Below are 21021 nucleotides of genomic sequence, written 5' to 3'. Positions count from 1 at the left end.
ACCTCGCACTTCGAGTGCAACTCAAGAAGTCCTGACGTTCATTGAAACTTGATCCGAAGAATTGTGTTCGAGTGTGAAACCGGCTTTTTGAAAAACGGAAACTCCGATGGCTTCAGGTGCAGAGATCGGTGGATTCTGTTGCTCAGGGACTGGAGATTTTTCGGGAGCAGCCGGTTGAGTCGCATTCACTGCCAGAACCTGCATGATCAACATGGTGGCATTGAAAAATGAGTGTAGCGCCACGACCGATAGCCAGCTTCTTCTGCGGTCAAAAAGGATTCCCAGCATGAAACCAACCAGCAGCAGTGGCACTGCATCTGGCCAGCCATGAACTGCCGCAAACGCAATCGCCACGATGGGAATGGACCAGTTCCGTCCCAAAAGACGAGTGAGCCAGCCTTGAAGGATGACTCGGAATAAAAGTTCTTCAAACAAAGGTGCCACAATCGCAGCCGTCAACAGCAGCAGTACGATGTTGATCCACGGAGAATCGAACGAAAGCATTTTGAGAATCGGATGGCTGTCTTCGGGCTTGATCCACGGGCTTAAAGAAATTCGCAGAATCGCCGCACCAGTGAGCATCAGCGGCGTGGCCCACAGAGCCGAAATCAAATCCTGAACTGGTTCCGGGCTGATGATACCGACTGCGCGAAATCGCCTGGGATCAATGGCCAGTAGCAGAAACAGCATGATGATCGTGTTCTGTGCAACCAGAAAGAGAACCTGGTTCATGGTGAATTCGGCAGCAGATTTTGGTGCGGGACTGATCACATGCAGCATGGCAGGTAAGAGCAGTGACAAAAGAATCCAACTGCAGGCCAACCATGTTGCCAATGCGGGCCATGCAGCCTCCTGATCGCTCATCTGGCGTTTGGGAATCGGGCTGGCGATATTGCGGTCAAGAAAAGCGGCCAGACTCCAGATGGTGCTGGCGAGGCAACCTCCAAAAATCCCCACAAGGACAGATATGAAAATCCCGCTGGCAATGGTGCTATTCATTGTCGGGATTCCATTCAAGTAGATACCACAAAGGGGGAAAAGGCCGTTATATTGCTGTTTGAAATCAGACAGGGAGAAATCGATTGACGACATCAACCAGTAAAAATGTCCTCGATGAAATTGTTGAACACAAGCGAGATGAAGTAAAGCTGGCGAAAAGTCGGGTTTCAGCGGTCGAGCTTTCGGCACAAGTGGCAGATTTGCCAGCCACCCGTGGGTTTGCCCGGGCCATTGAGCAGGCTGAAGATATTGCCTTGATTGCCGAAGTCAAAAAAGCCAGTCCATCGGCGGGATTGATCCGTGCAGACTTTGATCCCGTCGCTCTGGCAAAGACGTATGTTCAACATGGTGCCACCTGCCTGAGTGTCTTGACTGACGAACGTTTTTTTCAAGGTTCGTTGGACTATCTGAAGCAGATACGGCGAGCCGTCGATGTTCCGCTGTTGCGAAAAGAATTTGTGATTGATCCTTATCAGATTCTTGAAGCGCGAGTGGCGGGAGCCGATGCGATTCTGCTGATTGCTGAATGCCTTTCTCAATCGCTGATGGAGGAGCTTTTCGGCAAGGCGACAGAACTTGGCCTGGATACTCTTATTGAACTGCATGATGAAGAGCACCTGGATCGAGTCCTCTCGATTGGCTCAAAGTTGGTCGGAATCAATAATCGTAACTTGAAAACGATGGTGACTGACCTGCAGCAGACAGAACGACTGGCAGCCAGAATTCCTGCGGAAGTGCTGCTGGTAGGAGAAAGTGGTATTCGCACCCGGACTGACGTGGATCGCTTGAAGCTGGCTGGTGCGCGGGCCATTCTCGTCGGCGAATCTTTGATGAAACAGCCGGATGTCGGAGCGGCGGTCGAGGCTTTAATGAAGCCTCAATCCCGCCATGCAGTCATCGAATAACAGCAGAGAACCCGCTTTAACTCCATCGAACTGATGGACATCCCCCCCTCGACAGAGTTCAAAACTGGAGAATGTTTTGGAAGAGCATGTGCTGGTCGTCCCCACGAAGATTTTCCACGATCTGGGTCACTTTGAAGGTTTCTGTGCGGAGACAGACAAGTATCTGGCAGAGCTGCTGAATCCTGCTCATACGCGGTATGAGCCAAGGAGTGCCGTCGAAACCGATCCTTCCCTGAAACAACTGATTCCTTACTGTATTTTTACACATGGTGGCGAGATCTTTTATTATCGCCGTGGTAGCAAGGGGGGAGAGGGCAGGCTGCATAAGAAGCGATCGATCGGAATTGGCGGGCATATCTCGTCGACAGATCCGGCGGGAGGAGAGCGGCGTTATGGACCGGCAATGGAGCGGGAAATTGAAGAGGAAGTCTTTCTGGAGACAGGATTTAAAGAGCGTTGCGTGGGACTGATTAACGACGACTCCAGCGATGTGGGACGCGTCCATTTGGGGATTGTCCACGTTTTTGAGTTAGAAGCGGCAAAAGTTCGCCCACGGGAAGAGTCGATCTTAGAGTCAGGATTTGCCCCGCCGTCACAACTGGTTGCTGAAATTGAAGATTTTGAGACCTGGTCGCAGATTTGTCTCAAGTCTTTGTTCGCGAAAGTCTGACTCCGCGAGAGAGTCTGGCTGTTCAGGCCGGTTGAAAATGACGGTGGCTGCAGTTATTGCCGACCGCTCAAGGGAATTTGAATGGTTGGCCCAAGCGCATGGATGTCTGGAAGCGACAAAGGAGTGTCGAGAATGAGTGATGGTTTAACTCGTCGATCCCTGTTGGGGGCTGCCGCTGTGGCGGTCACTGTTCCTGCTGCGACGAAAGTGCTGCAGGCTCAGGAAAGTGCTGCCCGGGGCCAACTGAGCGACGAAAGTCTGGGAACGCTGCTCAAGGCCATGGGGCTCGAAGCAAAACTGTTCGACAAGCGTTATGACTTTGTTTTCAAGGCAAATGTCAATAACGACGAATGGGAACTTTCGATGAGCACCGTGTTGAGCATGGATCGCTCTGTGGTATGGATTATGGCCTGGCTGGATGAACTTCCACGCTCGGCTGCTGATGTGCCTCGTACGGCACTCTTGAGGCTGCTGGCCGATAACGACAAGCTGGGCAAGGGCAAGTTCTTTGCCTACATCGCCAGCAATCGCCGGTTCGTGCTGCAGCGAGTGATTCCAAATACGGACATCACCTCCGCATCATTCCGTGCTGATCTGGATGATCTGGGAGCGACAGTGGTTTCGACACACCCCCATTGGGCTGTCTCCAACTGGTCATCACCCACACAGCCCGATCCCTCAGCTACACCCGCCACGAGCACAATTCAGGGGAGTGCACCACAGGGTGCGTCAACCGGATCGCAACCCGGAACTGCAGTGCGCGATGGTGCGACAATTCGCCGTTAATTGAACAGCATAGAACTTCATGCGTTCCATGTCTGCTAATGAAAATGTGCCATTGGGGAAGCTCGCCGAAAGCGAAATTCTCCAGTGGCACTTTTCGTTGATACCCATTCAGCGAAATCGAAAAACAGATTCAATTGCTGATTACCTGGGATGGCTGGGAGTGATCTGCTCCTGATCTTTGCGTTGCATTTCATCCAGCACAATGGGATGCAGTCGACGACTACGTCGGTCGGCAGGTTCATAATGAGAGCGAGCCCAGGCTCTCAAACGAAGCTCTTCGACAAGATCAACATTTGCACCCGAATCGACTTTTGTGGCGGCAAGTGAGGACATTTGGAGGCCTCCAGAAGGGAGTCATCGCCAGTTTGGAAAAGAGCGGCAACGAACCACACGAAATGAGACGTTCGACCACAACTACAAAATAAAAATGGCTGATGGGTTCGCCAAGAAAAATCACGAGAAAATTGAAAAATAATCTCGAATATCAAGCCTGATGCTTGACAAAGATATTGGCTGCTCGCCACGGTCAGCAAACCGCGATTATCTTACGCAGCTTTTTCACTCTTCCCATTGTTTGCATTTGAGTGGCGAGAGGGAAAGGCATCGCGATGGGGAAGGTCATCCAGACTGGCCAGACCCAAATCCTCAAGAAACTTCCTGGTTGTTTCATAAAGGTAAGGCCGGCCAAGGCTTGTGTCTTCACCTGCCAGACGGACATACCCGTCTTCCATCAGTTGTTTGAGAATATCGACACACTGCACACCTCGAATCTGCTCGACATCGGCACGTGTGACTGGTTGCCGATACGCGATGATTGCCAATGTTTCTAATGTGGATGGTGTCAGTTGCGGAGCTTTGCGCGTTGTGTTCAGGCGAGTGAGCCACGGCTGATAATCAGGCTTTGTCAGAAGCTGGTATCCGCCCGCCAGAGGGTAAATGTGATAGGGACTGTGGGTGAAATGATAGCTCTGGTTGAGCCAGCGAATCATTTGTTCGGCTTCGCGAACATCTGTCAGGCTGGCTAAATTGGCCAGCTTCTTAATGGGAAGCGGGCCATCGGCGACAAAGAGAATCGCTTCCAGCCTGGCCAGCCGGGATGTTCGTACAGAGTTGGTTGAGCCGGGGCTTTGTTCCAGCCCAAAGATATGAGCAGGGGGGCCAGCTGGTGATTGCGGTTGGATCAACCACTGACGTGATGATGCCGAGTGACCTTGCTTCCAGCGATGTTCGTGATTGACCTGCCACGAATTGTTTGGCTGAAAGTTTCCCGAAGTGCGAGCCCAGGGCAAGGGCATGCTCATCGTGAGGAACTCCACTCTTCAATCTGCTGAAGAACCTTCTCGACAGCTTTGAGTGGCTCGTTCGCCTCGGCTTCGAAACGGTACGAAATCCGTGGGTTGTCTGCCGGTGTGTATGAGCAGATGAATACAAAAACGGAGGGTTCTGCACCGGGTTCGAGACGGAAGTTTCGAATCTGTAATGCATGAAGCCTCTGCACGGCATCTTGCCAGGTTAAGGGGGGAGTATCTGCCGGCTTTTCGCGGGATGATTTCTTTCCGCTCATTTTTCCAGGAGGCTGGGGGGTGACAGTAATTTCTGTGTTACCAGCCGGAATCACACCTTTCGCAGAAGTGCCATCGATCTCCTGTTCTGCAAACTCCCCATGGATCATGCCGTTCAATTCAGAATGATTTAATGGCGCTGTGGATGCATTGGGAAGAGTTCGTGGTGCAGTTCCGGCTGGTGGAGAAGTTGTATCGGCCCATGCCATCGCCCCAGCATCGGCCGGAGTGATCCCAGGTTCTTTCTGATCAGGAGGATTTTGATTGTTGCTCCCCTGATTGTTACTCCCCTGATTGTTGCTCCAAAGTGGAGGCTCCGAGTTTCCGGCCACTCCCTCGGGATGTTCGGTGAGAGGCGCAGTGCTCGCTGGCAGGGCAGACGATGTATTAGAAGACAGTGCCCCAGCATCAAAAGCTTTGGCGTCGGAGGCCAGCGGAGTGACATCCGAGAGTTCCGGGAACTCTTCTTCGAGCGACGTCTGGTGAGTATCTGTTGAGATTTCCGGCAAGCCAAATATCGCAAAGAGTGGCACTGCCAGAACTGGCACGAGTAGTAACAGTGTGGTGAATGAACCCTGGGAGCTCGCACGCATGTTTGAAACCTCCCTGTCTGTCCGTCCCCGACATCCCGTCAGGTCGATCTGAGAATCTCGCTGCCATCAACTGAAATGAAAATTTAGCCCAGTCGAGAATTCTCTACAATGACAACTCATCAGAATTGAACTGACCAACACTCACGAAACTCGCCTTGGAATCGGCCCGTGTTCTCTATCCTCACCAGATTGACGAGCGATCTGAATTCTTACAGGCTTTCAGGTGAAGATTCAGAAGCATCGCCTTGAGACCGTTCCAATCGTTCTCTGGCCATATCGGCCCATGGCCCGCGGTTGTCGAAATCGAGATAACGCAACCAATGAGGACGGGCTTTCAAATGCTGGCCAATCTGCTCAAAAAGTTCTGCCAGATGCAGATGAGCATCGGGATAATCCGGGTGAAGCAGCAGGGCGGCCTCAAACGCTTCGCTGGCCGCCTTGGTATCACCCATTTGTGCAAGGACACATCCCAGTTGCGTCCAGGCCTCGATGTACTCGGCATCGCATTCCACGGCCACATGATACCGTTCTGCGGCTCCCGCATAATTTCCAGAGCGGTACAAGGCATCGGCTAATTGAAAATGAATCGAGGCTTCGTGAGGAGCCAGCAGCAAGGCTCTGCGAAAAGCCTGGATGGCGGCCGCTGTTTCGCCTGAGTCGAGCAATGTGGAACCGGCATGAGCCCATTCATTGGCTCCCCAGTTCCTAGAGGAATTCTGCAGACCATGAATCGCTTTGGTATAGCCAGGAAAGGGGATTGTCAGCGTATTTTCAGAAGCGGAACCATCGCCTGAATCCGGCTTGTTTTCCGAAATTTCGCCGTCACTGACAGGGATTTCATGGAAATCAAAGATCCGCTGACCTGTCTGTGGATCCAGCAGGCTGGCAGCATCCCGAATGTAAAGCTGATGGTCTTGCGAGAGAATTTCGAGTTGAGCGAGAGGTCTTTCAATCGTGGGCAACAACGACTTCAGCTTCTCCAGGCTGGCACCAATTTTCTTGGGAGAAATCCCTGTCGAAATCAGATCTGCCAGTCGGCGAACCCCCGTCACTTCCTGAAAATCGAAATAAGGCAATCGGCAAACTCGTCGAACCGGTCGAATCAGTCCCAGACGTTCCCAATGACGGATACGGGAAACGGGGAGTTTCATCAATTGACTCAGCATCGCTGGCGTAAAAACCCTGCGATCTGCTGGAGAAGGGCTTTCCAGTTCAATCAACTGCAGCCACTCCGGTTCGCTCAGAATTTTAATCGGGAAGCCCCGTTCAAGCAGTTCACGAGCAGCCTCCAGCTTTAACGAGGGTTGACCATCTTCTTCCAGTGGCCAACCTTCATCGCCGACGACCAGCAGGGTCGTCTGCTGGGAAACCTGATTCGTGAAAGTTCCCCCGTACTGCTCGACATATCCGGCGGCTTCCCGGTGGGTCATCGAAGCCAGTGTTCCCGTAAATGTGACTCGCTCACCTTGAAGTGGAGCAGTGCTCCTCAATCGGCTCGTGGATTCCGCGGAGATCATCGGCGTTTCCGCAGAGTTCATGGACATATTCCTGAGCAAAGACAATTGCGGAGGTTGATCTTCCGGCGGGCAGATGAATGCTGTTCAGCAAACTTGTGGAGTCTCCACATATTGTGCGGGATCGAACGTTCGATTGCCAATTCACCACAGGTTGGCTCACAGCAATTTTCTTTTACTTTTCGAGTCAGAATTGAATTTCTGATTCGATAGCATCATTTCAGAATGTCGTCTCGGAAATTTTGTTTTCAATCAGGTCCTGGGTTTCATGAATTCATGGGGCCAAAGAGCGCAAAGAAATCCAGGTGCTCGGGAATTAGGTGCCCATCGCCAAGCACAGGTGCGAAGCTCGCTCGCTTTGCCTATAATTCAGAGCAAAGCTCAGGTTGATCAGCTCAGTGCACACATTGATCCGCGCAGTGCACACAGTTCAGGGAACACTGCTCAACCAGCCAGATCGATGACCAGAATTAGCGATTGATATCCAGGAGAATAATTGATGGCCGACCGTATGCCTGTGCTGACCGCTGCAGATCCTGAGATTGCTGGTGCAATTCGACAAGAAGAAGTCCGGCAGCATGACGGTCTGGAACTGATTGCCTCAGAGAATTACACCAGTCAGTCTGTGCTTGAAGCTGTCGGCTCAGTCCTCACGAATAAGTACGCCGAAGGGTATCCGGGGCGACGTTACTATGGTGGTTGCGAGCATGTCGATACGATCGAGTCGATTGCTCGAACACGGGCCTGCACGCTGTTCGGTGCTCAATATGCGAACGTACAGCCTCATGCCGGTTCGCAGGCCAATATGGCTGTCTTTATGGGCTTTTTGAAGCCGGGAGACACTTTTCTGGCGATGGATCTGGCCCATGGTGGCCATCTCACGCATGGCATGGGATTGAATTTTTCGGGAATTCTTTACAACGCTGTTCATTATGGTGTGCGTGAGTCAGATCACCGGATTGATTTTGATCAGGTGGCTCGTCTGGCAAAGGAGCACAAGCCGAAGCTGATTATTGCGGGAGCCAGTGCCTATCCGCGCGAAATCGACCACGGAAAGTTCGCCGAGATTGCGAAATCCGTGGGTGCCTTATTCATGGTCGATATGGCCCATTATTCCGGATTGGTGGCAGCGGGCCTGCACAACAGCCCGGTGCCCCATGCGGACTTTGTGACTTCGACCTCTCACAAAACTTTGCGCGGGCCCCGATCCGGGTTTATCCTCTGCAAAGAAGAGCATGGCAAAACGATCGACAAAACCGTCTTTCCAGGATTACAGGGAGGGCCCTTGGAGCATGTGGTCGCTGGTAAAGCCGTCTGCTTCCGTGAAGCGGCTCAACCGGCCTTCAAGCAATACATTGAACAGGTCATCAAAAACGCACGGGCATTGGCGGAAACCTTAGTGGCCGGGGGCGTGCGTCTGGCTTCTGGGGGGACGGATAATCACCTGATGCTGTGTGACGTCACATCTGTCGGTTTGACTGGAAAAATCGCCGAACATGCGCTCGATGTCGCCGGAGTGACCGCCAATAAAAACATGATTCCTTACGATACACGCAAGCCGCTGGACCCCAGCGGAATTCGACTCGGCACACCGGCGCTCACGACTCGTGGAATGAAAGAAGCGGAAATGCAGCAGGTCGGTCAGTGGATCCTGCAGATTTTCAAACATCCGGAAGATGCCGTCACTCTGGGCAAGATTCGCCAGGAGATCTGCGAGTTCTGCAAGAATTATCCAGTTCCCGGCATTGCGCTGTAATGATCAAGTCGGCGGTTCTGAACAGACGCGGTCTGCCTGAATCTCCCTGCGGATTTGAAGTGGCTTTCAGGGAACCAGGTTGTTTCCCTGAAAGCACCAACCGCTCAATTTGCTACAACCGGCAAATTTGAACTCCCTCCGTCTCGGAAAGTGCTCCTGACGGACATTCCGTCACGGCACCATCTCCTGAACGAGCTTTATTTCACTCGTATGTTCTGGTGAGCGAGGGCCGGGCAGCATGTGCTGCTGCGCTACACTCAGGACATGAGGGAGTGTTCGGCATGCGGGAAGCAGATCAGCTGATCTTCGACGATGGTGACATTGTCGACGAAGAAGCGGCTCTGGAACCCACACTCGTGGGGCATGCGGCTTTTGGGACCGATCTCAAAACTCTGGATGAACTTTTGTCGGGTGGTGCAGAGTCTGCAGATGCCTCCCGGTTATTGCCTGCAAGTAGTCCTGAAGTTCTTCATGCCACTGGCCCATCAGTTTCGGCATCTGGTGTGACAACTCAGACGAAGTTGTTGGCTCCTCCAGTTCCGAAGAGAAAAGTCGAACGTGTTCGAGATTTGTCGCCAGGCCAGGTCAATGCTGATGTCGGCCGTCCGCGTGGTCGTTCCGGGACATTGATCCAGCAGCGATTAATTGCCGCCGCCATTCTGGTGTGTGTGGGATTACTGGCGTATTTCATTCGCTCGCTGGTCGTGCAAAGTTCGCCTTATCCGTACTTACGTGCGATCGTCCTGCTCAATTCCATTACCTGTCTTTGCATTCTGCTGAAAAATCGAATGCTTCCCCTGGACAGACTTCGATTTCTCGAACTGTTGCTCTTCATACCGCCCGCCATTCAGATCGTGTTAACACAGTTGCTCCAGATGCGCGAAGCGGGTGTTCTGCAGAACAGCATGCTTTTAAGCGATCTGCTGCATAATGGAACCCTGGGCCTCATCATTGTGATGATGTCCTATGCGATGTTGATTCCTAATGGCTGGAAGAGGGCTGCGGTCCTTTTATCGCCTTTAGCTCTGGCACCACTGGCGACAATTGCTTATCTGCGAATGTCGATCCCCTGGACTCAGGAAGTTCTCACTCTCCAGGTGTGCCTCGAACTGGCCACGACACTGGCTGTTTCGCTCTTCGCTTCGATCTGGGGAACATTCACGATTTCTGCCTTGAGACAGGAAGTCAGCCGAGCCCGTCAGTTGGGCCAGTATCGACTGGCCCGGAGACTGGGAGCAGGGGGGATGGGACAGGTTTTTCTGGCCGAACATCGGCTGTTGACTCGTCCATGTGCGGTCAAGCTGATTCATCCTCAGTATGGCACTGATCCCATAGCCCTCATGCGGTTCGAGCAGGAAGTTCGCAGTATGGCGCAACTTTCGCATTGGAACACTGTTGAAATTTACGATTACGGTCATACAGAAGATGGCACGTTCTACTACGTGATGGAGTATCTCCCGGGGATGAATCTGGGAGAACTGGTGGCTCGTTTCGGGCCGCTTTCTCCGGAGCGTACGGTTCATTTTCTGATTCAGACGTGCCGGGCACTGCACGAGGCCCATCAACTGGGCATGATCCATCGCGATTTGAAGCCTGCCAACGTCTATGCTGCGAAGCGGGGCGGTGAGTACGATGTGGCGAAACTGCTCGATTTTGGTCTCGTGCTCGATTCCCGAGGTGTGCGTGTTCGAGGTTATAGTGACAGCAGCCGGCAGACGAGCGTGGCTGGCTCGCCGCTATTCATGTCGCCAGAACAGGCGACATACGAGAGTGTGCCTGACGCCCGGAGTGATATCTATGCACTGGGAGCCACCGCGTATTTTCTGCTCACGGGGCGCCCGCCATTTGAGGGCAAAACTCCCGTGCAGGTAATGATCAAACATGCGCGAGATCGAGTTGTGCCGCTGCGAGATCTGAGAGCCGATATTCCTGCCGATGTGGAGGCCATTGTTCTCCGTTGTCTGGCAAAAAATCAGGAATTGCGATTTGGCTCGGCTCGTGAGTTGGAACTGGCACTTTGTCGATGCAGTGTTTCGGGCAAGTGGAATAGCGATCAGGCGGAAAGATGGTGGCAGACCTTCGCCCCCGAGATTGATTTACCTGTCGAAATCTGAAACTCCGGCGCTGATAGCGGAATCAAACTCGCTGCAAGCTCACGAAACGACGAGTGAGCCACACCGGGTGAATTCCAGGTCACTTCGAGGCTGCATTGAATTGGATGAGTTCGTTGTGGCTGCCCGAGCGAAAGCCGGCAAGATCGAGGCAGATCTGGCGAAATCCAAGTTCGCGCAGGACTCGCACGCATGCTTCACGCATTGGCGAACTGACAAGTTGCGTTAAATCCTCGGGATGCAATTCGATGCGGGCCAGTTCCCCGGGTTCAATCCTGACTCGGAATTCCTGAAAGCCGAGTGATCGCAGATATTTTTCGGCCCGTTCGACTCTCAATAATCGATCGGAAGTGACTTCGACGCCATAAGCGATTCTGCTGGCCAGACAGGGACTGGCAGGTCGATCATGGACAGTTAAACCAGCGAGATGAGCCAGGCTCCTGACGATCTGCTTGTTGTAGCCCAGTTCGACGAGAGGGCTGCGGATCTGAAATTCTTTGGCAGCCGCCAGTCCGGGGCGATGATTTCCCAGGTCGTCGAGGTTTGTACCATTCACAATCAAGGGGAATTCGCTGGCTGGGTACTTTGATCGAATCGTGCTGTAAAGGGTGGATTTGCAGAAATAACAGCGAGTTGGCGAATTGGCCCGATACTCAGCCAGCTCAATTTCTTGCGTGTGAATCGTCTGATGCTGAATTCCCATTTCATGGGCGACTGCTGCGGAGAGTTCCCGGTCATTCTCAGAAACACTCGGGCTCAGGGCTGTCACGGCCAGTGCCGAATTTCCCAGTGCCTGAACCGCTCCCCAACCGACTAAAGCACTGTCAACTCCGCCCGAGTAAGCCACGATCACAGATGGCCACGGGCGAAACCATTCCACGAGCTGGTCGAGTTGTTTCTCGGTCAAAGATCGAGTCGCTCCAAGACTTTTCGATGAATCATTTTCCTCAAGCTGGGGGGAATTCATGGCATTGATGGATGTTTGTGGAGGTGGTTGCGGGTTCATGAGCCAGTCATTTGTGAAAAATCGGTCTCTGCGAAAACTTCCGGGCGAACTCTGGGCATGAAAGACAGGTTACCCGAACATCTGGCGATAGAATGTCGCAGCAATTCGTAACTCACAACCGAAACGGGGTTTGCCCCGATTGCCGTAAACAGGATACACTACCGAGAGTTGACAATCTCGGAAGAGTACAGGTGTAAGACAAAACTGCGGCTCGATCTGTGGCAGGTCTTGGCTTCTCGCGGTCAATATGAAATTAAGTCGGCTATTGGTCGAATCGAAGTACAAAATCCAAAACAACGTCAGGCAATAGGCGATGATCACAATGTTTGGATGTCAGGTTTCTATGCTTCGTCAAATCTGTTTCAGCCTCGTCATGGCAACAGTCCTGATTCAGGCGGCATCGCTGATGGCTGCCATCACGCCTGAGCAGCGGCAACAGCTCAATGATCTCAAGACGGAAATTGGCAAGGTCCCCGCACTGCTCTCAAAGAAGAAACTCGACGAGGCGACGGCAGCCGTCACTTCCGTGGAAGAAAAACTCAACACACTGGTCAAGGACGGGATTCCAGAGACCGAGACGCTCGTCAAAGCTCTTCGAAAACAGGTCGAGACACAACGAGGGATTCTCGCGAAACAGCAGGCCCTGGTAGCAGCCAAAATTCCGACCAGTTTCTCGAAAGAAGTGGCTCCGATTCTTGAGGCCAACTGCGTCTCCTGCCACGGAGAAGACAATCCGCGGGGTGGTTTGCGGATGGATAATTTCGCCGGGATGGAACGAGGCGGCACGAATGGCGCCCTGGTTGTCGCTGGCAATCCGCTCCGCAGTCCTCTCGTCCTGAGGCTGACCACCACGGACAACCGCTTGAGAATGCCCAAGAATGAAGAGGCACTCAAAACTGCCGAGATACAGGTGATTGCCAAGTGGATTTCAGAAGGTGCCAAGTACGACGCAATGGACAAAACCGCGTCGCTGGGGTCTCTGGCCGCCATGGCAGACGGGAAACCAAAGCCAGCGCCGGTCCCCGTTGAAGTCGCCAAGCCAACTGGCAACGAAAAAGTCTCGTTCATCAACGATGTCGCCCCGACTCTCGTCACCACCTGCGGACAGTGCCATTTAGGGAACAATCCGCGAGGTGGCTTCAGTGTCGCGACGTTTGAACGCATGATGCAAGGTGGTGAAAGTGGCCGCGTGATTGTCCCTGGCAGCCTCGAAGGGAGCCGGTTGTGGCGACTGGTCAATGCTGACGAAGCTCCCGTCATGCCGGCAGGGCAGGGCCGCATTACCAGAAAGTGGCATGCAGATTTGCGCACGTGGATCACAGAAGGCGCCAAATTCGATGGCCCCGATGCCAAACGACCACTGATGCAACTGGTCCCCACTCCAGAGGAAATTCGAGCTCGGGAACTGGCCAAGATGACTCCCGAACAGCTCCTTGAACGGAGACGCAAGGATACTAACGAGAAATGGGAGATGGCACTCAGTTCGACTCAACCGAATCTCCATGAGACGGACGAGTTCATCATGATTGGGGATGTCGATACGGCTCGTCTGAAAGAGCTGGCGGAGTCGGGAAGTGAGTTTCTCAAGGTTCTCAAAGCAACCTTTGGCTTTAAAGAGACACCTGTCTGGAAGGGTAAGCTGGCGGTGTTCGTCTTCAAAGAACGCTTTGGCTACGAAGAATTCAATCAGACGATCAACCGACGAGAAGTACCAAAGGAAATCATTGGTCATGCCGATGTCTCACCGACACTCGAAACGGCACTTGTGGCCATTTACGATGTGGGCGACGATCCCACAGAAAAATCTCCAGGGGCAGTACTCAATCTGGCCGAGCAGTTAGCGGCTGCTGCATTACTCAAGGGGGGCGGAGATCTTCCTGACTGGCTCATCAGAGGAACCGGCCTATCGTTGGCAGCGTCCGGCCCGATTGGTAAAGGCAACCCGTATGTGGTTGCCCTCAAGCCAAGGGCAGCCGAAGCGATGCAATACAGCATTCAGCAACCACAGGATGTGTTCCAGGATGGTACGTTCTCGCCAGCGGATGTCGGGCCTGCGGGCTATGCGATTGTTGAGTTCCTCATGCGAAATGGTGGCGCATCGAACTTCGGGAGTTTCGTGAAACGAATTCAGGGTGGAGATACTCCAGCCGCCGCACTGCAGGCCGTCTATCGGCAGGATGCCCGGACAATGGGTGCCAGTTTCCTGAGTACCCAGGGTGCAGCCCCGGGAAATCGCAAAGCGAAGAAAAAGTGATTGTGGCATAGTTCCAGTCGCTTGATGCGACGAATCGATGCTTGTCAGACCCTTCGCCCACGCGAAGCACGGTAGCCAAACTCAATGGCGAACCAGTTGGCATAACGTTCGCGGTCGATATATGAACGATTGCGATGGTCGTTCATATGACCAATTTCGTGAATCAGAACGTTATTCAGATAGAAATCCTTAATCGTCTGTTCTGTCCACGTGAGTTGCCAGATACCGCCGACTTCTTCCCATTTCCCGCCGTACATTTCTGAGTCGATGCGAAACTGTGGCTTGGGCATACGTGCGTAACGCTCAATCAGACTCTCTTCTAACGGATAGAGATAGACATTCGGGCCCCATTGCATGCCGTAGAGCGGGAAGATCGCTCGTTTGCGCGTCATGCGGCTCAACTGCACCACCTGCAGATCGGTGACAAAGTGTTCGGGCAGCTCGGCGAGTCGATCACGAATTTCCTGTTCCGTCACCACATGACGAAAGGAATCTCCGGCTGGTTCGATGACACATCGAAACTGCTGTTGTTCCACCGGATCATGCCAGGTCTCCGGGGCAGAGAATTGTCCGGCTCGATCCATGCGGCCAGTCGATCGACTGCGATGGGCTGCGGTTGGCCTCACGACCGATCTGGCCTTACGACCCATTGGCTGATGTCGCTCTGCACGTTCTCGTGCCTGAGGGACTGCCTTGCGAGCAGATTGATGATGATTAGAGAATCTCATAGACAGTCAACTTCTGGGCTGTTTTCTTGCCCTTAGGTTCTGTCGCTCCTCGCTGAGCGTTCTCGCTGGCCTCCTGCCTGCTCTCGGAAAGGCCGGAAACTTTTCCCAGCCACTCCCTCTATCCTCAGGGCTGAGAAGACACGTCGCAAGTGTACACTTTAAGTGACCAGCTCAATGGAATTTACGACGAGTCTGCCGAATCGGAGACCGCATCCAGGACCGCGTAGACATGTTTTTCTTGGCGTAACACGTTGCGGCAAAGTGGTTTGCGAGAATGACCATGAGGCGGAAGGCCTGTTCACCTGTCCGCAACCAGGGTCAGTAACGAGGAGAAGAGATTTACCGTAGTTCTTTACAGGGTAAGGATTTACTGCCCAATAGCGCCGGTGTGATCCAGTTCTCGTTCCAATGCTTTATCTGTTGGCTTGGGGATCGATGGAGTCGCTGGAAGAAGGAAACCGGGATCAGCGGGTTCCATCGATTTGAAGCTGATTTTACTGCCGACACGGCTGCCACCCGACGCTGCCAGATCAATCACACCTGGGGCAGGTGAGGGCGGGAGGCGGTCAGTCACATTCCCTTGAGTTCTCCCTTCAGTCGCTTTCTTCCAGCCATCCGCACTGAAATTCGATTGAATACGAATCTCGGCGCCTTTCAGACCCGCAAACAGATTTCGTCTGATCGAAAGTGTCACGCTGTCTGAGCCGGGTTGTTCGGCAAAGACAACTCCCTGATTACCAGCGGCAATCGTATTATTGCTGACGGCAATCCCCAGCCATGAAGCTTCGCCGGCAAACTCGATCGAGTTTTCGCATTCGAAAAAACGATTCTCGCGAATCTGGATTTTCGAAGCAAAACTGGAGGCTTCAATCAGCACACCGGCAGCCATCGGGCCACGGAATCGATTTTTAAGCAAACTCACGTCGGCTAACGTTTCTTTAGCTTCCAGCCGCACACCGACGGCCTTCTCCGACTTCGTCGAAATCAGGCAATCATTGATTGTGAATTCCTTATCCAGAAGACCGGAAACATCCTTCCCAATGATGCCAGCGTTTGAAAAATCCAGAATGCTCAGATTGGTCAGGCGTGTCCCATAAAGGTAATCTCCGACTTCGATGGCGGTTTCGTGCTTCTCAGCATTGATTGTGATGTTTTCAAGTTGAAAACCTTGGACATCGCGAATCTTCACGATGGGATCGCCAGTTTGTGTCCCACCCTGAATCACAACTTTTGCATTTTCTGCCCCAGCCACAGTGATATTCTCAGGCCATTTTCGGCCACTTCCTCGTGAATCGAGCACAATTCGCTCGGGATAGATCCCCGCAGCGACCTCAATTCGGAATCTGTCTTTCTCTCCACCAGGTTTAAAGTTGGCTCGCACCTTGGCCAGCGCGTCAGAGATTCTTTTGAACTCACCTTGAGGCCCCACTGTCGCTTCACGTCGATCAATCCATGTGGGGTCGGGGCGGCTGTAATCAACCGCTTTTACAGGAGCATTACTACTACTGTAGATCGCATAGCCCGCGCCGATGACCAGGACGAGGCAAACAGCGATGCCAGCCGGCATTGCCCAGGCGGGAAGTTTCTTCGCGGTTCCTTTGTGACGACTGGATTGTGAGCGTGAACTGCTGTTGCGGTTCGAAGTGGACGTATCTCGGATCGGCTGCTCGACATCCGCCATGATCTGTGAGGGTTCGCTCTCCAGATCGGTAGGGGAAATCGGGATGGCTTCCAAAATGACTTTTGCGGGGGAGGGAGTTGTTGCCGCTGGCCGAATCACTTTCGCAGTACGTCGAACAGGAATGGCTTCAGGTATGGAATTGCCAGAACCTTCACGAAGAGGGATCGCTTCGAGAATGGGAGCTTCGCTGGTCGCCAGAATCTGTGGAGGGGTTGCGACAGGCTTGGCTTCTGGAGGTTCCAATGCGGCTTTCGAACTGCCCGCAGCTCGCTGTATCCCGGAGGCTGATTTTGGGGGAACTGGAGTTTCGAGACTCTTCGAACCCACGTGATCTGTGGGAGATTTTGCGACTGTGGCATCGACTGGGATCTGATTCGCTGGCAAAGTCTTCGATGAGGGAAGCTTGATCGACGATGGAGCCTTTGATGGGGCAGTCGATGCAGCCTCATTCCCAAAAACCGAGCTGGATTTTGAAGAATTCCCCTCGTCAGGCGAGTGGCTCAGTGGCTCAAGAAACTGAAAATCATGGACTGGCTGACTTGTGCTGCTGGATGATTTTTTTCCTTTGGCCGAATCCGTCGAGGGCTTCGCGACCTCTGGCGTTTTTCGCTGTGGTACCGGTTCAGCGAGGGGTGTAGAAACTCCACCCGATAACGAGGTCAGGAACGCTGAGAGTTCATCCCCGGCAGGAGCCATACTCATATCGGTCGGGAGAGGTGCCTGAGGACTGAATTCCAGGCCTGCCATAGCGACGGGATGAACATTGTCCGGCTGTGCAACATCGCTTTCGGCAGAGACTCCGCCAGAAAAGACTTCGCCAGAAAAGACTCCACCAGATGCGACTCCACCAGAGCGATACTGCTTCAGCCAGTTTTCCAGGATCTCTGCCACCGCCTTGGCCGAAGCAGGCCGGTCGGCTGGAGATTTGGCCATCATCTTGCGGACAATGGCAGCAAGGTCGGCAGGAACATCTGGTCGCTTGCTCTCTATCGATGGCGGTTCTTTGGTCTGATGAGCCATCAATCGCTGCGCCAGAGTCCCTTCGGTAAATGGAGGGGAGCCCGTGAGCAGAAAATAAAGTGTGCAGCCCAGGCTGTAGATGTCAGCACGTGCGTCAACAGAGTGGCTGTCGAGCGCTTGCTCTGGTGCGAGGTAGTCGGCTGTCCCGAGAACTTTCTCATCATGCTGAATCGTGAGGGCATCGTCGCCAGTATCACTGAAGAACCTGGCGAGTCCCAGGTCGAGAACTTTCACGACGCCCGTGTGATCGACGAGCAGATTCCCGGGCTTGATGTCCCGATGGACAAGACCGGCACCATGGGCATGGGATAATCCCAGAGCCGCCTGACGGATGTAGTCTGCGGCATCGGCAAATGGCACCTGACCAGATTTTAATACCAGTTCCTGCAGGCTCTGTCCGTCAACAAATTCCATCACAAGGAAGTGGATATCCGTATCGCGATCGGCCTGATGATCGACATCGTAAGCGCGGACGATATTGGGATGATCCAGTGAAGCCACCGCCTGAGCTTCTCGGTGAAATCTTCCGAGATACGACGTGTCAGAGACTCGTTTTTGCGGGAGCACTTTAATCGCACACCGGCGGCGCATCACGATATGTTCAGCGAGATAGACCGAACTCATGCCTCCCCGGCCGAGGAGTGACAGCAGGCGATACTTCCCCAGGAAAAAACCCTTATGTTTTCCCTGAAGCAGCTTTTCACCCTGCCAGGCAGTCACCGCATTCCGGTTGACAAGAAATTGAGCCAGATCTGTGGAATCCGCTTCACCATTCAATCGTTCCGTGTATTCCGCATACAAAACGTTAAGTCGGTCGTCCTCAATGAGACCGCTACGGCGAATAGTTGCAAGGAATGATTCACTTGACAGTTTGGCGGGCATTGACTGATCCGCTGGTCTTTCACGAGAAAACGTCATCACCTACTGACAGAAAACTACGATGGCCATGACTGGCGGAGAAGTGTCCCCACCAGGCACGCAGGTCAAATGTGAGAGGGTGGAAAAATACGGATGTGATTTGTGCAAAAATTAAGCTAACACTCTGACTCATCCAGTTCTAGGGTCGAACAGCTTCTGCTGAAGAATTGCTCGATGGAAGTGGATCAAGGGGCCTTCGGCATTATTGTCAGTGCGTGACTTTTCGACGATCAGGAACCGCTTTATGGAAGATGCATCTCAGGAGAGCCAGACATTAACGACAGAGACTTCTTTGAATTCGTGGCGAAGCATGGGCTGGTTTTTGCTGCTGGCTGGAAGTGTTTTGTTGCTTCTTAATGCACTGGAATCCGTGGAGTCCTTAGATTGGATGCCTTCGATCTGGTTCATGAATCGCACTCTCTGGTGGATGATTGCCATCCTGATGGCCGGGGGAGGCCTGTACACCCTCAGTACTGTTTCAGTCGGCGATGAAGATGACGAGCATCCATCCGAGTGACTCGTTCCGACTCCCTGCTCAGGCAGGCTCACTGCATTTCGAAGATAGGGCAAAGTCGTTAGAATCTATGATCTTGCGGAATTTCAGGGTGTGAATTGTGAGCTCACTCGCACACCAGCGGCCTTGTGAAACCTTGCAGCTCGATGGGCAGCATCGCAATACTCATGCCGACTTACGAACTGATAATTGCGGATTAAAGTGATGACAATTGTTTCTCGAATCCTGATTGCTGATGACAATTTGCAGAATTGCGAGTTGCTCGATGCCTATCTTGCCAGCGATGAATACGAAATCGCCATGGCCTATGACGGGCAACAGACGCTGGAAAAAGTCCGGGAGTGGCAGCCCGATCTGGTACTGCTGGATATTATGATGCCCAAACTCAGTGGTTTTGAGGTCTGTGCCAAGCTGCGCAGTGAACCCTCAACAAAGTCTCTCCCCGTGCTAATGGTGACAGCTCTGAATGAGATGGGGGATATCGAAAAGGCCATTCAGGCAGGGGCCGATGATTTCCTGACCAAACCCATCAATCGACTCGAACTGACGACCCGGGTCAAGTCTTTGCTGCGTGTGAGGCATCTCACTAATGAACGCGATCGTCTGCTGGCCTATGTTGAAGAAGTTGACCAGCAGCAGGCGGCACTGCGTTCTCGGTAACTTTCTGAAACGGCCATTGGCTGCACTGTGAAAACAATCCGAAACAGCGACCTGATTCGTCAATTGGAAGTCTTCTGATATTCGTGAGTGGAGAAGGGCGGGGCGTTTGATTCGGGTTGTCACCAGTCGTCAATTTTCGCGAGGAGCCTCCCGGCATCCCTGGCTGTTTGATTCTGCCATCGACCGCGTGGAAGGTCAGCCACAAGTTGGTGATGAAGTTCTCGTGGTTGGGGCCAATGAAAAATTTCTGGGCTATGGCCTTTACAACAGTTCCAGTCGAATTCGAGTTCGCATCTATTCATGGAATGAAGATCAACCTCTCACCGAAGATTTCTGGCGGTCGAGAGTCCGCATGGCGTGTGACCTGCGCCGGAAATTCATGCCAGCTCCAACGGCTATGAATGGTGCACGGTTGATCTCCAGCGAGGCCGATTTTCTTTCGGGGCTCACTGTGGATCGCTACGGAGGCTGGTTGCTGGCTCAACTGGGCTCGCACGCTCTTCAATCCCGCATGGAATTGCTGGTTGATGAACTGATGCAGCAGACACAAGCCAGTGGTTGCTGGCTCAGGACAGAGAAGGGGATTCGTCAAGCCGAGGGCATGCCTCTGATTGATGGATTGTTTCGAGGCGAAACCCCTCCAGCGTTCATACCTGTCGAAGAGCATGGGCTGGTTTACCATGTGGATCTGGTCGACGGGCAAAAAACGGGGTTCTATCTGGATCAGCGAGAGAACAGATTCAGAGCCGCTCAGTTTGCCAGTGGTCAGATGCTTGACCTGTGCTGTTACTCGGCGGGCTTTGGCATGAACGCCCTGAGACATGGGCGGGTCACACATGTCATTGGTGTGGATACATCGAAGATCGCTGTTGAGAATGCTACCGCAAACGTTTTACGAAATGGTCTTGCCGACCGATACGAAGTCCGCCATGGCGATGCTTTTGAAGTATTAACTGAGTTTCGTAATCAGGGGGTCCGGTTTCAAACCATCGTCCTGGATCCACCCAAACTGGTGAAAAGCCGGTCAACATTGGATTCGGGTCTCAAAGGCTATCACTCACTGAATCGACTGGCACTGGATGTTCTTGAGCCACAGGGAACGCTGGTGACCTGCAGTTGCAGCGGATTGGTAACTCATGACCTGTTTCAGCAGGTTCTTCGTGAAGCGGCCTGGCAGGCTCGGCGTGAACTGAAAATTTTAGAGGCGCGCGGCCCCTCGCCAGATCATCCGCAATCATTGCAATGTCCGGAATCCAATTACCTGAAGTGTTACATTACGACCGCCTGAGCCTGAATTTTTGGCGCTAAGCGGCACGGGAATCTAAAGCATCCGTACCAAAAAAT

At 53.0% G+C, this 21021-nt stretch carries 17 protein-coding genes; 9 read left to right on the top strand and 8 right to left on the bottom strand.

Features of this window, described 5'->3' with window-relative positions:
• Positions 1–21: 21 nt before the first annotated feature.
• Positions 22–999: a CPBP family intramembrane glutamic endopeptidase gene (locus A6X21_RS22270; protein ID WP_068853018.1), complete on the bottom strand. Its 978-nt coding sequence runs from the start codon at positions 997–999 to the stop codon at positions 22–24.
• A gap of 83 nt (positions 1000–1082) precedes the next feature.
• Between A6X21_RS22270 and trpC the strand changes: the two genes are divergently transcribed.
• From trpC to A6X21_RS22255, 3 genes are all read left to right on the top strand, one after another.
• Entirely contained in the window at positions 1083–1904 is an 822-nt protein-coding gene (gene trpC / locus A6X21_RS22265; protein ID WP_068853016.1) for an indole-3-glycerol phosphate synthase TrpC, read from the top strand.
• Positions 1905–1980: 76 nt separating this feature from the next.
• Entirely contained in the window at positions 1981–2574 is a 594-nt protein-coding gene (locus tag A6X21_RS22260) for a phosphoesterase (RefSeq protein ID WP_013110451.1), read from the top strand.
• 132 nt (positions 2575–2706) lie between these two features.
• The gene (locus tag A6X21_RS22255; RefSeq protein WP_013110450.1) at positions 2707–3360 is read left to right on the top strand and encodes a hypothetical protein; all 654 of its coding nucleotides are present in this window, start codon (positions 2707–2709) and stop codon (positions 3358–3360) included.
• 141 nt (positions 3361–3501) lie between these two features.
• On the opposite strand, the gene A6X21_RS22250 is transcribed toward A6X21_RS22255, so the two are convergent.
• From A6X21_RS22250 to A6X21_RS22235, 4 genes are all read right to left on the bottom strand, one after another.
• On the bottom strand, positions 3502–3693 hold the full coding sequence (locus A6X21_RS22250) for a hypothetical protein (protein ID WP_013110448.1): 192 nt from the start codon (positions 3691–3693) through the stop codon (positions 3502–3504).
• 212 nt (positions 3694–3905) lie between these two features.
• Complete coding sequence (gene scpB / locus A6X21_RS22245) at positions 3906–4661, bottom strand: SMC-Scp complex subunit ScpB (RefSeq protein ID WP_240490373.1); 756 nt, start codon at positions 4659–4661, stop codon at positions 3906–3908.
• Entirely contained in the window at positions 4658–5515 is an 858-nt protein-coding gene (locus A6X21_RS22240) for a hypothetical protein (RefSeq protein WP_068853015.1), read from the bottom strand. Before A6X21_RS22240 ends, scpB begins: the two co-directional genes overlap by 4 nt.
• 209 nt (positions 5516–5724) lie before the next feature.
• On the bottom strand, positions 5725–7053 hold the full coding sequence (locus A6X21_RS22235; protein ID WP_240490372.1) for a tetratricopeptide repeat protein: 1329 nt from the start codon (positions 7051–7053) through the stop codon (positions 5725–5727).
• A 475-nt stretch (positions 7054–7528) separates the two neighbouring features.
• On the opposite strand from A6X21_RS22235, the gene glyA reads away from it, so the two are divergent.
• Complete coding sequence (glyA, locus tag A6X21_RS22230) at positions 7529–8785, top strand: serine hydroxymethyltransferase (protein WP_205847509.1); 1257 nt, start codon at positions 7529–7531, stop codon at positions 8783–8785.
• A gap of 281 nt (positions 8786–9066) precedes the next feature.
• A complete protein-coding gene (locus tag A6X21_RS22225) occupies positions 9067–10899 on the top strand; it encodes a serine/threonine-protein kinase (RefSeq protein WP_068853013.1) in 1833 nt (610 codons plus the stop codon).
• A 79-nt stretch (positions 10900–10978) separates the two neighbouring features.
• Here the strand turns inward: A6X21_RS22225 and larE are convergent, their stop codons facing one another.
• Positions 10979–11902: an ATP-dependent sacrificial sulfur transferase LarE gene (larE, locus tag A6X21_RS22220; RefSeq protein ID WP_083233839.1), complete on the bottom strand. Its 924-nt coding sequence runs from the start codon at positions 11900–11902 to the stop codon at positions 10979–10981.
• Positions 11903–12245: 343 nt separating this feature from the next.
• On the opposite strand from larE, the gene A6X21_RS22215 reads away from it, so the two are divergent.
• On the top strand, positions 12246–14156 hold the full coding sequence (locus A6X21_RS22215) for a c-type cytochrome domain-containing protein (RefSeq protein WP_068853011.1): 1911 nt from the start codon (positions 12246–12248) through the stop codon (positions 14154–14156).
• A 44-nt stretch (positions 14157–14200) separates the two neighbouring features.
• Here the strand turns inward: A6X21_RS22215 and A6X21_RS22210 are convergent, their stop codons facing one another.
• Complete coding sequence (locus A6X21_RS22210; protein ID WP_068853008.1) at positions 14201–14884, bottom strand: hypothetical protein; 684 nt, start codon at positions 14882–14884, stop codon at positions 14201–14203.
• Positions 14885–15251: 367 nt separating this feature from the next.
• Positions 15252–18467, bottom strand: coding sequence for a serine/threonine protein kinase (locus A6X21_RS22205; RefSeq protein ID WP_068853005.1), 3216 nt, complete (start codon positions 18465–18467; stop codon positions 15252–15254).
• 280 nt (positions 18468–18747) lie between these two features.
• On the opposite strand from A6X21_RS22205, the gene A6X21_RS22200 reads away from it, so the two are divergent.
• From A6X21_RS22200 to A6X21_RS22190, 3 genes are all read left to right on the top strand, one after another.
• Positions 18748–19020, top strand: a complete 273-nt coding sequence (locus tag A6X21_RS22200; RefSeq protein ID WP_068853003.1) for a hypothetical protein — start codon at positions 18748–18750, stop codon at positions 19018–19020.
• A 201-nt stretch (positions 19021–19221) separates the two neighbouring features.
• Entirely contained in the window at positions 19222–19677 is a 456-nt protein-coding gene (locus A6X21_RS22195; RefSeq protein WP_013110437.1) for a response regulator, read from the top strand.
• A 106-nt stretch (positions 19678–19783) separates the two neighbouring features.
• A complete protein-coding gene (locus A6X21_RS22190; protein WP_068852999.1) occupies positions 19784–20965 on the top strand; it encodes a class I SAM-dependent rRNA methyltransferase in 1182 nt (393 codons plus the stop codon).
• Positions 20966–21021 lie beyond the last annotated feature (56 nt).

Source organism: Planctopirus hydrillae (assembly GCF_001707835.1).
Lineage (GTDB): Bacteria > Planctomycetota > Planctomycetia > Planctomycetales > Planctomycetaceae > Planctopirus > Planctopirus hydrillae.
The sequence above is the reverse complement of the archived record's forward strand: the minus strand, read 5'-3'. Positions and strand labels throughout refer to the sequence as shown.